At 51.7% G+C, this 10,898-nt stretch carries 16 protein-coding genes and 1 pseudogene; 9 read left to right on the top strand and 8 right to left on the bottom strand.

The features are described 5' to 3' along the window. Nucleotides 1-1,493 (top strand): TonB-dependent siderophore receptor (locus tag WCC56_RS14455; protein ID WP_424693049.1); only part of this gene is annotated, 1,493 nt, incomplete at its 5' end. 63 nt (nucleotides 1,494-1,556) lie between these two features. Here WCC56_RS14455 and WCC56_RS14460 read toward each other — a convergent pair. Then, nucleotides 1,557-1,805 carry a GlsB/YeaQ/YmgE family stress response membrane protein gene (locus WCC56_RS14460; RefSeq protein ID WP_306212290.1) on the bottom strand — a complete coding sequence of 83 codons (249 nt, stop codon included), beginning with the start codon at nucleotides 1,803-1,805 and terminating at the stop codon, nucleotides 1,557-1,559. 185 nt (nucleotides 1,806-1,990) lie between these two features. Between WCC56_RS14460 and WCC56_RS14465 the strand changes: the two genes are divergently transcribed. Next, nucleotides 1,991-2,728, top strand: a complete 738-nt coding sequence (locus tag WCC56_RS14465; protein ID WP_424693062.1) for a flagellar brake protein — start codon at nucleotides 1,991-1,993, stop codon at nucleotides 2,726-2,728. Between the two features lie 58 nt (nucleotides 2,729-2,786). Here WCC56_RS14465 and emtA read toward each other — a convergent pair whose 3' ends face one another. Continuing rightward, nucleotides 2,787-3,410 carry a membrane-bound lytic murein transglycosylase EmtA gene (emtA, locus tag WCC56_RS14470; RefSeq protein WP_424693063.1) on the bottom strand — a complete coding sequence of 208 codons (624 nt, stop codon included), beginning with the start codon at nucleotides 3,408-3,410 and terminating at the stop codon, nucleotides 2,787-2,789. A gap of 292 nt (nucleotides 3,411-3,702) precedes the next feature. Between emtA and ldcA the strand changes: the two genes are divergently transcribed. Together ldcA and WCC56_RS14480 are read left to right on the top strand one after the other, a co-directional pair. After that, nucleotides 3,703-4,623: a muramoyltetrapeptide carboxypeptidase gene (gene ldcA, locus WCC56_RS14475; RefSeq protein ID WP_424693050.1), complete on the top strand. Its 921-nt coding sequence runs from the start codon at nucleotides 3,703-3,705 to the stop codon at nucleotides 4,621-4,623. A 14-nt stretch (nucleotides 4,624-4,637) separates the two neighbouring features. After that, nucleotides 4,638-5,300 (top strand): MBL fold metallo-hydrolase, encoded by a 663-nt coding sequence (locus WCC56_RS14480; protein ID WP_424693051.1) that lies wholly within the window; start codon nucleotides 4,638-4,640, stop codon nucleotides 5,298-5,300. A 6-nt stretch (nucleotides 5,301-5,306) separates the two neighbouring features. Here the strand turns inward: WCC56_RS14480 and WCC56_RS14485 are convergent, their stop codons facing one another. After that, nucleotides 5,307-5,711 carry a hypothetical protein gene (locus WCC56_RS14485; RefSeq protein WP_424693052.1) on the bottom strand — a complete coding sequence of 135 codons (405 nt, stop codon included), beginning with the start codon at nucleotides 5,709-5,711 and terminating at the stop codon, nucleotides 5,307-5,309. A gap of 109 nt (nucleotides 5,712-5,820) precedes the next feature. After that, nucleotides 5,821-6,045, bottom strand: a complete 225-nt coding sequence (locus tag WCC56_RS14490) for a YgdI/YgdR family lipoprotein (protein ID WP_424693053.1) — start codon at nucleotides 6,043-6,045, stop codon at nucleotides 5,821-5,823. 197 nt (nucleotides 6,046-6,242) lie between these two features. Between WCC56_RS14490 and WCC56_RS14495 the strand changes: the two genes are divergently transcribed. Together WCC56_RS14495 and WCC56_RS14500 are read left to right on the top strand one after the other, a co-directional pair. Beyond that, complete coding sequence (locus tag WCC56_RS14495) at nucleotides 6,243-6,488, top strand: DinI-like family protein (protein ID WP_424693054.1); 246 nt, start codon at nucleotides 6,243-6,245, stop codon at nucleotides 6,486-6,488. A gap of 97 nt (nucleotides 6,489-6,585) precedes the next feature. Further along, on the top strand, nucleotides 6,586-6,828 hold the full coding sequence (locus WCC56_RS14500) for a hypothetical protein (protein ID WP_424693055.1): 243 nt from the start codon (nucleotides 6,586-6,588) through the stop codon (nucleotides 6,826-6,828). Nucleotides 6,829-6,843: 15 nt separating this feature from the next. Here WCC56_RS14500 and WCC56_RS14505 read toward each other — a convergent pair whose 3' ends face one another. The 3 genes from WCC56_RS14505 to WCC56_RS14515 all read right to left on the bottom strand — a co-directional run bounded on the left by WCC56_RS14505 (nucleotide 6,844) and on the right by WCC56_RS14515 (nucleotide 8,263). Beyond that, a complete protein-coding gene (locus WCC56_RS14505; protein ID WP_424693056.1) occupies nucleotides 6,844-7,041 on the bottom strand; it encodes a hypothetical protein in 198 nt (65 codons plus the stop codon). Nucleotides 7,042-7,608: 567 nt separating this feature from the next. Continuing rightward, complete coding sequence (locus tag WCC56_RS14510; RefSeq protein WP_424693057.1) at nucleotides 7,609-7,896, bottom strand: phage holin family protein; 288 nt, start codon at nucleotides 7,894-7,896, stop codon at nucleotides 7,609-7,611. Then, on the bottom strand, nucleotides 7,883-8,263 hold the full coding sequence (locus tag WCC56_RS14515; protein WP_424693058.1) for a putative holin: 381 nt from the start codon (nucleotides 8,261-8,263) through the stop codon (nucleotides 7,883-7,885). Before WCC56_RS14515 ends, WCC56_RS14510 begins: the two co-directional genes overlap by 14 nt. A 315-nt stretch (nucleotides 8,264-8,578) precedes the next feature. On the opposite strand from WCC56_RS14515, the gene WCC56_RS14520 reads away from it, so the two are divergent. From WCC56_RS14520 to WCC56_RS14530, 3 genes are all read left to right on the top strand, one after another. Continuing rightward, entirely contained in the window at nucleotides 8,579-9,409 is an 831-nt protein-coding gene (locus WCC56_RS14520) for an alpha/beta fold hydrolase (RefSeq protein ID WP_424693059.1), read from the top strand. Nucleotides 9,410-9,630: 221 nt separating this feature from the next. Next, nucleotides 9,631-10,158, top strand: a complete 528-nt coding sequence (locus WCC56_RS14525) for an AAA family ATPase (protein ID WP_424693060.1) — start codon at nucleotides 9,631-9,633, stop codon at nucleotides 10,156-10,158. Further along, a complete protein-coding gene (locus WCC56_RS14530; RefSeq protein WP_424693061.1) occupies nucleotides 10,158-10,643 on the top strand; it encodes a GNAT family N-acetyltransferase in 486 nt (161 codons plus the stop codon). The genes WCC56_RS14525 and WCC56_RS14530 overlap by 1 nt, the downstream gene beginning before the upstream one ends. 90 nt (nucleotides 10,644-10,733) lie before the next feature. On the opposite strand, the pseudogene WCC56_RS14535 reads toward WCC56_RS14530, so the two are convergent. After that, nucleotides 10,734-10,898 (bottom strand): annotated as a pseudogene (locus tag WCC56_RS14535) (NADP-dependent isocitrate dehydrogenase); the annotation flags it as partial.

The following is a 10,898-nucleotide window of genomic DNA, read 5'->3' on the forward strand; positions in this document are numbered from 1 at the left end:
CGTTTCGTCTGACAGGGATCACTCGCAACAGCGATACCCAATACGATCACACCCGCGAAGAGAAGTATGCGATCTCCCCTTCTCTGTTGTGGCAGCCGGATGAAGATACTTCGCTGTTACTGCGCGCCTATTTGCAAAAAGATCCGTCTGGCGGCTATCACAGTGCCGTTCCGGGCGATGGCAGCATCACCGAACATAACGGCCGCAAGCTGAGCAACGGTTTCTACGATGGCGACAGCTCGCTGGACCAGTTCAAGCGTAACGAGCAGATTTACAGCTACGAATTTGCTCACCGCTTCAACGACACCTGGGCATTCCGTTCTAACGCCAGCTATTCCCATTCAAACGTCGACCTGGATCAGGTTTATCAAATTGGCTGGGACAGCGAGAATCCAGACCTGCTGAACCGCTATTACTCCGGTTCACGCTCTTCGCTGGATGCTTATGCGATTGATAACCAGCTTGAGGCCGATTTCGCCACTGGCGAAGTAGACCATAAAGTGGTTCTGGGTGGTGAATACCACAGCTATACCAATAATCTGAGCGATGCTAGCGGCAGTGCTAACCAGCTGAATGCACTGACCGGAGAGGCCGTGGGCGATCGGCAGAGCTATACCTTTACCAACTCGCAGCGTCGGTATTACCAGACTGGTGTTTATCTGCAAGATGAAATGACCTGGCAGAAATGGCATCTTGATGTGTCTGGCCGTTACGACCGCATCGTCTCACAGACAAATACCTGGTCAACTGGCGATAAGAAACGTCGTCAGGACGATCACGTCAGTGGCCGTGCTGCCCTGCTGTACGCTTTCGACAATGGTATCTCGCCTTATGCCAGCTACAGCCAGGCGATCACACCTCAGTCGCTCTCCGCTGAAGATGGTTCATTGCTGAAACCGACCACTGCTGAGCAGTATGAAGCCGGTGTCAAGTATCAACCGAATGGGACTTCTGATCTTTACTCCGTGGCGGTCTATGACCTGACGCAGAAAGATGTCGGAAACCGGGTAGTGAAAGAATCTTACTTCGAGCCTGCCGGTAAAGTGCACTCACAAGGTATCGAACTGGAAGCTCACAACCAGATCACGCCGCGTCTTAGCACCCTTGCCAACTACACCCTGAATCACGTCCGCTTTAAAGATTCTGTGGATGGCAACGATGGCCACACGCCTTACGTTACGCCAAATTCCATGGCTTCTGCCTGGGCAAAATACCAGCTGAACTGGGGCATCAGCGTTGGTGCTGGTGTGCGTTACATCGGCAAGCAGTGGGCTGACAACGAGAACACCACTCGTCTGCCTTCCACTACCCTGTTTGACGCCTCTGTACGTGCCGACCTGGGCAGCTGGAACAGCAGCCTGAAAGGCGCGTTTGTCCAGGTGAATGCCAATAACCTGACAGACCGTGATTACGTCTCTGCCTGTTACGGCACAGGTTACTGCTACTGGGGCGCAGAGCGCACCGTGGTGGCCACAGTCGGCTACGATTTCTGATCCGCAAGCCATAAAAAAAGGGAGACGTTATCGTCTCCCTTTCCTTTATTACTGACTACTCCGTCAGCTTTTCACTTTACGGTAAATCCACAGCACCACGATCGCGCCGATCACCGCAACAACAAAGCTGCCGAAGTTGAATCCGTCAACCTTACCGAAGCCGAACAGCGTACTGATCCAGCCGCCGACAACAGCACCAATTACACCCAGAACCACGGTGATGATGAAGCCGCCGCCGTCTTTACCTGGCATAATCCATTTAGCGATAATCCCTGCGATCAGACCAAAAATGATCCAAGATAAAATACCCATTTACAGCTCCTTGTTACTTACTGATTAGACGGGATTAGTATAGGACAGGATTCTAACTCTGTGATTTAAATCTAAAGTTTTTGTCCGTTTTTTTCACCTCAGATCTAAAGGGTCACGTTTTAATGCCGATACTTCGACGTATCACCGCTCAAAGCGTGTTTTCTGGCAGTCAACCGGAGTGGAATGTGAAAGAAGATGATAAAGAACAGTACCTGAAACGCGGCCCGTTGGCGGTGTTGGCGGTATTGAAGAATCTGTTGAAAAATCAGACGCCAATCCTGGTCTCTCATTCGCGTGGCCAGTTTATTACCAAATTGCTGGATGCCGATCAGGCGCGGTTGGTGCTCGACTTGGGGAGCAACGACCATGAAAACCACCTGGCGATTGAAGCCGTAGATTTGCATCTGACGGCAGAAATGCACGGGGCTAAGGTCGAATTTGCCCTGAGCGAGTTGACTGACGACAAGTTCGACGGCCTGCCAGCTTTTGGTGCCGATCTGCCAGACATTTTGTGGATGATTCAACGCCGCGAGTTTTTCCGCATCAACGCCCCACTCGACCCGATTTTTTATTGTTATTTGACGTGGCCGGATGGCAGCGGCGAAGGCCGTCTGCGTTTACAGGATCTCTCACTTGGCGGCGTGGGTGTCCTGGCGGATTCGCCCATTCCGGAAGGGTTGCATGGCGGCGAACAGTTTAAGAAATTGCGGGTTGAACTGGGTGAATATGGCCGGTTTGAAGTCGATGCGTATTTGATTAACGTCGGCAAGCGCAGCATTGTCGGCAACAAGAACGAAACGGTGATCACGCCACGTCTGAGTTTTCGCTTCAGCTCACTGACTGCCGGTGAGGAGCGCTCGCTGCAGCAGGTGATTTTTTCCCTGGAGCGGCTGGCACGCGATAAAGCTAACCGCTTTCAGTAACAGTACGGGCCTGAAAGAACAAGCCGGCGTGATGAGCAATCAGCACGCCGGACAGGGATTAGATGGTGCGGTAAGCGGTGGTCACTTTCCACAAATAACGCGGGGCCTGAGCAGCAGGATGTTTTTCCTGGACATGCTGATAGAACTCTTCCGGCGACATCGAGTTGATCATCGCAATAGCGCGATCGCGATCGCGCGAGAAGGTTCTCAGCAAGGCACCGGCACCGTTCGCATAAGAGACGATGGTGGCGTAACGCAGCGTTTTAGGATCGCGGATCCCGGCCAGAGATTGATCCTGCAGGATCTTCAGATAGGCGGTACCGATATCAATATTCTTCACCGGATCGCGCAGCTCTTTGCTGGTCGGCTGCCCTCTTCTTCCCTGAACCCGGTACACCTCGCGGCCTGCTGTTGAGGCTTTAATCTGCATCAATCCAATGGCATTCGACTTACTGACTACCGTTGGATTGCCGCCCGATTCTACTGAAATAATGGCTTCTACCAGTTTCTGATCGACACCATAGTTGTTTGCTGCGCTCTCCGTAAACATTGACCAGGCCTGAGCCACCTTTTCAGGCGGAGCCTTGGTTAATGGCGTTTGCTGCTGAGTTATAGTTTGTTTATGCGGTTTACTGGCACACCCTGCCAGCAGTAACACGCCCAGTATCGCAACCGTTTTCACACTTCTCACGCTATATTCATCCTCTGAGCCTTAGCCTTGCGCCTTATAATAGCGTGCGCTGGGCAAGAGAAAATTACCGAAACTCTGAATTTGAAGCGCTGGCGAGTGACTTCACGCCGGCTTTTCGTCATCATCAGAGGTATTGGACCGTCAGTGGCGTAAAATAATTCCTTTCGGACTGGATATAAATCACACAGATTGTGACTGAAGGCGACTTTTTTTTCGCGCTGAGCGCAAAATGCCATTGAATTGCGGCCGATCTTTCGCCGCACTGAGGATTAAAGTGAACAATATGTCCGTTACTCCGCGCACTTTTCATCTGATTGCTCCTTCTGGCTATTGCCATCATCAGCAGGCTGCCCAGCTGGGCGTTAACCGGCTGCAAAATCAAGGGCATCAGGTTCTGAATACGCAAGTGATTGCCCGCCGCGACCAGCGCTTCGCTGGCAATGATGCCGAGCGCTTGCAGGATATTAACGGCCTGGCGCAGAGGGAAAACCTGCCGGATATCATCCTTGCGGTTCGTGGCGGCTATGGCGCTACCCGTCTGTTGCCCCAGCTGGATTTTGCTGGTGTCGCCGCCAGATTACAGGACAAACCGCTGGCTCTTTGCGGTCACAGCGACTTCACCGCCATTCAGCTTCCTTTACTTAAGCATGGCACTGTTTCCTTCAGTGGCCCGATGCTGGCCGGCAATTTCGGCGCTGAGGTTTTATCTGATTTCACGGTAGAACACTTTTGGCGCGCGCTGACTTCGCCTAAATTAACCCTTAGCTGGGAAACGCAGCCGCAGGAAGTAGACGTGCAAGGCACCGTCTGGGGCGGCAATCTGGCGATGATTGCCTCGATGATAGGGACACCCTGGCTACCCGAGATTGAAGAGGGCATTTTGGTGATCGAGGATGTGAACGAACACCCTTTCCGCGTGGAGAGAATGCTTCTTCAGTTGGCTCAAAGCGGCATCCTGGCACGCCAGAAGGCGATAGTGACCGGCAGCTTTACCGGCGCGACATTAACCGATTATGACAATGGCTATGACTTCGACAGCGTCTGGACGCTGATTCGTCAGGTAACCGGCCTACCGTTGGTTACCGGTCTTGAATTTGGCCATCACTGGAATACCGTGACGCTGCCGTTAGGCGCGCAAGGGCATTTACAGGTCAAAGGTTCAAGCAGCACGCTGACGCTATCAGGGCACCCTACGCTTCGTTAACCACCGGAGCGCCCATGAAGCAGTTGTACGAGGACCTCTGGGTATCAACCCCAGAGTTTCCGGCCAGTGAGCATGAGCCGGAACTGATGATGCATGGATTTTTGCTCCAGCATACGCGGGGGAACTTACTGATTTCCCGCGTTGAGAATCTGAATGATCATCAGGCGATTGAAGATTTGGGCGGTATCATCCGCCATTATCTGACCCACTCGCATGAAGCCGGGCCTGGTGCCCGCCTGTTGCAAACGCGGTTTAACTCGGCTTTATATTGTCACAACAAGGCCCTGGGCCCGATCAGCCCCTATGTTGAAGCTGACGACACTTTCAATCAGGCTGAACTGCATTGCGGCAGTTTTCACGTTGTCCCTACGCCTGGCCATACGCCGGGCAGCACCAGCTATCTTTATGCCTCGCCTTTTGGCAAAACCTATCTGTTTGTTGGCGATACCATCACGCTGTCGCACGAACGCTGGGTGACGGTTTTGGTGCCGGAAAGTAATGAAGCCGATTTGAAAAAGTCGATTGAGTTCTATCGCGCGCTGAGGCCAGACGTGGTGCTGATGGGAACAACGGCAGGCCATTTATCCTGGCAGGAAGTGACCATGCGCCAGTGGCTGGCCTTGCTGGATGAAGCGGAAAGTTCGCCGCTGGATCTGCGCCAGCGGCTGCCTGACTAGCCTGCATCAGGAATCGACGTTACCAGAGGAATCGGTGCGTTGCAGGTCAACCGCGCTGTTTTCGCGTTCGCTGGTGCGGCTACAAGGCACCAGTTTTTGTACGCCGCTGTAGGAGAAGAACGTGTCGTCGTCTGACGTATTCACCACCATCTGATCGCCATTTCTGAACAGGACTATCGACACTTTTACACCGTCTTCTGTTTTCGAACGCTGATTACCCGCCGCAATCTGGAAATGATCGCCAGGCCACATAAGCGTGGTCAGGCCGTATTGCGCCTTGGTGACGGTCATGGTCGGGCGACCTGGGCAGGTGATCTGGAATTCGGTGTTCATTGGCGGCGTGTCGTTGTTGGCCTGGGCAGCAAAAGTGGCGCAGGTAAGTAAACATCCAGTGGCGATAGTGCGGAACATGGGCAGCGGTCTCCGGGCTAGTCTCTCTGATTTCATTGGTTATTTCAGAAAGCCTACCACAGCATGCTGCCCACGTTTGGCTTAAGTGTTACCAAATCCCGCGCAGTGATTAATTATTCAGCGTGGTCATCTCTTTGATTTGATCCTGATTAACGGCCTGCTGCTTGCCGTTTTCATCAGTGTACATCACCATGCCGGTCGCTTTATCTACCTCAGGTTTGCCCTGAACCACCACGGTGCTGCCATCCTTCATGTGCAGAACATTGTCGCTGGAACAGCCTGCCAGCAGTAATCCGCCAGCCAGTAACGTTAATGTATAAGCTAATTTTTTCATCTTGTACGTTCCTTCATTGGATTCAACATTGCGCAGTGTAGCGCACTGAAACAGGGAAATTTGATCAATGTTGCGGGGAATCACGTTGGCTTCACGGCTCAGGCGAATTTTCAGTTTATTCCTGGCGGGTAAATTTTCATTGAAGGTTGCAGCCAATAACTGTATTTTTATCCAGCATTTATAACCAGGATACCCTCATGTTTGTAGAACTGACATACGATAAGCGCAACGTTGCTGGATTGCCCAATGCGCAGGAACTGATTCTGAACGAGCTGGAAAAACGTATTCAACGCGTTTTCCCCGCGGCTGAAGTGAAAGTGAAACCGATGCAGGCTAATGGCGTGAAAACCGATGCCAGCAAAAGCGACAAGTCAGTCATGCTGCGGATCATTGAAGAGATGTTTGATGAAGCAGACCAGTGGTTAGTTTCAGAAGAATATTAAGCAGCAGGTGAATATTTTTCACACAATGCGGCACCACAGCTAAAGTTTTCACCAGATGAGCCGAAGATGTTTCCAGGGCATAACGAATGGGAACGCGATGATGGCAGTACTCTTTATTCCGTCACTGATAAGCTTACTGGTGAAGGCAGAAACGCAGAAAGGCAGTGGGTTAACGCAGCAGGAAGTGGAACACATTCGTGAGAATGCCACCTGTATTTCCGTGCCGGACGACCTTGTCCGGGGGATGGATCCTTCACGCGGATACCGTGATATCGATCCTTCGCGGTGTTGGGAAGCGTGGCTGGACTATCGCTCTCCAGGCCTGGCGCAGACGGCATAATTCACCGGAAGCTGATTACTTCGCCCGTTGGGCTATTTCCGCATACAACAATTCATAGACCTTCGCAGCATGTGCAGCGCTGTCACGCAGCATCTGAATGGCATCTTCCAGCGTCTGCGGTTCAATGTTGCCGACAATACGCCAGCCCAAAGCGATATTTTTCGCCTCTTCCAGCCGGTTAGGGTTTTCTTTGATTGAAGCAGCTTCTGACACAGAATTCTCCTGATTTGAGTTTTGGCCCTATTTTACGGATCATCACTCCGCCATCTCAACCCTTGATTTCAACAGGGATGTAAAAACGCCCGTTTTTTACGCTTTTTTGACCACAAAGGCGGTTTATCACCCCGAATCAGAAAAAAACACTGTAAAAAACAGATTTGTCCTGGTGATGAATTAGCACTATTTCACCCTTTGCGACCGACTACCAGCCCTTTCGCAGGAAAAATCGGCTTAAATTCGTCAGATAAAAATAAACCGCCCTGAACAGGCGGTTTTCGTTAGCAAGCTACTATTCAGCTGAAGAAAGGGAATTTGCGGTCTACCCGGTTAAGATGAGGATGATATTGCCCACAGGAGCCGTACTGGCTGGGATTACAGCCTCTGTTCTCACCTGGGTTCCCATCCCCTTTTCATTCACGCCAGTGCCAACCTGGCCATTGTGCAAACTTAACCTTGCGATAGCGTGACGGTGCCGGAGTTATCCAATCAGACACGCCTGACAGATCCGCTGTAAATAAGGAACACTCCCGCTTCTTTCAGGGGTAATTACGCCTTTCCTCCCTACTTCTGTGGCCTCAGCACAGCGAACATCAACGCTACATTACCCTTAGCACGGAACACGGCAGCGCAAAAAATAAGGTTTACCATCACGGATGCCCAACTGGCATGGGCGTAAGCGTCGAAACAGTATCGGAAGGGAATCGACGCATAGGCCAGCACAATCATGTAGGCCAGCCACGAGGCCCACCATTGATGGTGGGACCCTGGTTTGCGAAACAGCATCAGCCGTAAAGCTATAGCCGTGGCAGTAACAACATTGGTTAATACCAGAGGATCATTTGTGACCATGGATACCTCCTTTCAGGCGTGCCAGCCACGCGGCTGGATCCTGCTGACTGAACAACGTTAAGGTTTTTATTGCCACTGCGGACAGCAGGATTGCCCCAAGTCCATCCAGCGGGCGATCTGTATACCCGGATAACTGTTCGAGCTTCGCACCGACCAAGCCTGAGCCGAATACCCCGACAATCCACGAGACCATGAAATAGGCTGCACGGATAATCAGTCTCAGATCCACTGCAGTGGCAACATAATAAACAGCACCAGCAAAGGCACCGAATACCACCCCATAATTGATACCGGCCACAGGGCCAGACAACATTGAACCTACTGAAGATGCCGCGCCTGCGCTAACGGCGAGTAAATTACCGACCATGATGCCCCCTTTTGCTACAGCGTCTTCTCAAGGATTTGAGCAATAAAAAACCCCGGCCGGGGCCAGGGTTCGACAAATACGTCTGTTCGCGCTGTTGCTGCTGATAGTAATACCTTAGATCGCTTAATGCGTACGCGTGAGCACTTTACCCAATTATTTATGGCGCTGATTAGGCCATTGTTTTGTCAGGCTTCAGGCCTGTTTCCTCAAGGTTTATGCGACAACATCCTGCCGATGAACTAGCCTTTAACAGCCCGAGCTGCGGCAGGTAATGTTATTCCCAATCAATCAGTTAATTGTGTGAGGAGCGAAATAATGTCATCAGGTAGCTATCTAAAACTTAAAGATGGGACAAGCCTTTACTATAAAGACTGGGGTAAAGGCCAGCCGATAGTGTTCAGCCACGGCTGGCCTTTATCCGGGGATGCGTTTGAAGATCAAATGTTTTTTCTGGCTTCGCACGGTTATCGGGTCATCGCCCATGACCGCCGCGGGCATGGCCGCTCTTCCCAACCCTGGGACGGCAACAATATGGACCAATACGCTGACGATTTGGCTGAACTGACCGCCGCGCTGGATTTACAGGATGCGGTGCATATTGGTCACTCTACCGGCGGTGGAGAAGTAGCCCGCTATATTGGCCGTCATGGCACTTCCCGCGTAGCAAAAGCTGCGCTGATCGGGGCTGTGCCGCCGATTATGGTCAAAACAGAGTTCAATCCGGACGGTTTGCCTAAAACGGTGTTTGACGGTATTCGTGAAGGCTTACTGAAAGATCGTTCTTCCCTGTTCAAAGATTTCCCCACCGCCTTCTATGGTTTCAATCGGGATTCTGCGCAGGCATCACAAGGATTGAGAGACAGTTTCTGGCTGCAGGGAATGCAGGGTTCGCTCAAATCTTTATATGACTGCGTGGCAGCCTTCTCCGAAACGGACCAACGAGAAGACCTGAAGAAGATGACGATCCCGACGCTAGTGCTCTATGGTGACGACGATCAGATTGTGCCCCCTAAATCTTCCAGTGAAGCAGCCATTAAGCTTCTGCCGGATCCCACGGTGATCGTCTATCCGGGTGCGCCTCACGGACTGTGCAGCACCCATAAAGATCAGGTGAATGCTGATCTGCTCACCTTTATTAAAAGTTGAGCAGGTATTCGGGGCTGGATGCCCCTTTTCATTAAATCCAGCGCAGAGCGATAGACTTCAGCTACCGGCTTCTGCTAGTTTTTAACCCATGAATCGTTATTCCGTTATCGCCAACATGATGATGATTACACCAGCACTTCAGGTGGGATAACGTTCGTCATTTAGTCGACACCCGCCAGAGAAGGCGGGCGCCTTGTCTGGTTAACAACAGCGAGGTAAAGATGTCCAGACACTCCCTTCCTAACGCTTCTTCCCCAAAATTGCATCTGCTGTGCGGTAAAATCGCTTCAGGTAAATCTACCCTTGCCGGTCAGTTGGCGGAGGCACCTGTAACCTTGTTGATTTCAGAAGACCGCTGGCTGGCCTCGTTGTACGGCGAGGAAATGAACAGCGTGGCAGATTATGTCCGCTGCTCTGCAAAGCTGCGATCGGCGATAACGCCGCATCTGATTTCACTCCTGTCGACGGGGATTTCGGTGGTACTGGATTTCCCAGCCAATACGGTCTCTTTGCGCAAATGGATGAGGGGAATCGCTCAGGCAGCCTCTGCTGAACCGCTGCTGCACTACCTCAACGTGGCGGACAGCCACTGTAAAACCCGTCTGCAGGCCAGGAATGCCAGCGGTAGCCATGATTTTGCCGCCACGGAAGCACAATTCGAGCTGATCAGCCGCTACTTTGAAGCGCCCTGTGCCTCAGAAGGCTTTACTCTGATTGTTCATTCATCCGAGCAGGAAGGAGCTGAATAATGTCTGCAAGGCTCGCGACTGTCGAAGAAGCCGAACAACTTTGGAAGATACGTAATCAGGCCCTTCGTGAAGGCTGCAAAGACGTTTATTCTGCCGACGCTTTGCTGGCCTGGACGCCAGATTTGATGCCAGAGGGTTACCGTGGCGTTGTGCTAACAAACCCCTTCTTTGTCGTCGATGATGAATCAGGGAGTTTCCCTGTTGCTACCGGCTTTCTGGACCTTGCAGAGAACAGCATCGAAGCCCTATTTACCCTACCTGAATATTGCGGCAAAGGTTTTGCGACTGAGATCATTGCAGCGATAAAACGGGAGGCGATAAAACGGGGTATCAGGCAGCTGAAGCTCTCTTCAACTCCCAATGCTTTTACCTTCTACCAACGGCAGGGGTTCACGCTGGTTAAAGAAACCGTTTATCACTCGGCCAGTGCTGGCGCCCTTCCCTGCATGGAGATGGCGATTAACTTGCCAGAACAGCCTGAATAATCCCTACGATGGCACAAGCAACGTATCGCAACCCTTTTTTCAGGACAAAAAAAAGGAGCCCTGAGGCTCCTCTTTTCCTGGCAAACACACTTACATGTGTTTGATCATAGCGTCGCCAAACTCTGAAGATTTCAGAAGCTTAGCGCCGTCCATCAGACGCTCAAAGTCATAGGTCACGGTTTTGGCAGCAATTGCGCCTTCCATGCCTTTAACAATCAGGTCTGCGGCTTCGAACCATTCCATATGACGCAGCAT

Source organism: Erwinia sp., assembly GCF_049696395.1.
Classification (GTDB): Bacteria; Pseudomonadota; Gammaproteobacteria; order Enterobacterales; family Enterobacteriaceae; genus Erwinia.

Coding starts and splice junctions, on each gene's coding strand:
- WCC56_RS14460 (WP_306212290.1), bottom strand. CDS start 1,805: ATGGGTATTTTATCTTGGATCATTTTTGGTCTGATCGCAGGGATTATC.
- ldcA (WP_424693050.1), top strand. CDS start 3,703: ATGTCCGTTACTCCGCGCACTTTTCATCTGATTGCTCCTTCTGGCTAT.
- WCC56_RS14480 (WP_424693051.1), top strand. CDS start 4,638: ATGAAGCAGTTGTACGAGGACCTCTGGGTATCAACCCCAGAGTTTCCG.
- WCC56_RS14485 (WP_424693052.1), bottom strand. CDS start 5,711: ATGTTCCGCACTATCGCCACTGGATGTTTACTTACCTGCGCCACTTTT.
- WCC56_RS14490 (WP_424693053.1), bottom strand. CDS start 6,045: ATGAAAAAATTAGCTTATACATTAACGTTACTGGCTGGCGGATTACTG.
- WCC56_RS14495 (WP_424693054.1), top strand. CDS start 6,243: ATGTTTGTAGAACTGACATACGATAAGCGCAACGTTGCTGGATTGCCC.
- WCC56_RS14500 (WP_424693055.1), top strand. CDS start 6,586: ATGATGGCAGTACTCTTTATTCCGTCACTGATAAGCTTACTGGTGAAG.
- WCC56_RS14510 (WP_424693057.1), bottom strand. CDS start 7,896: ATGGTCACAAATGATCCTCTGGTATTAACCAATGTTGTTACTGCCACG.
- WCC56_RS14515 (WP_424693058.1), bottom strand. CDS start 8,263: ATGGTCGGTAATTTACTCGCCGTTAGCGCAGGCGCGGCATCTTCAGTA.
- WCC56_RS14520 (WP_424693059.1), top strand. CDS start 8,579: ATGTCATCAGGTAGCTATCTAAAACTTAAAGATGGGACAAGCCTTTAC.
- WCC56_RS14525 (WP_424693060.1), top strand. CDS start 9,631: ATGTCCAGACACTCCCTTCCTAACGCTTCTTCCCCAAAATTGCATCTG.
- WCC56_RS14530 (WP_424693061.1), top strand. CDS start 10,158: ATGTCTGCAAGGCTCGCGACTGTCGAAGAAGCCGAACAACTTTGGAAG.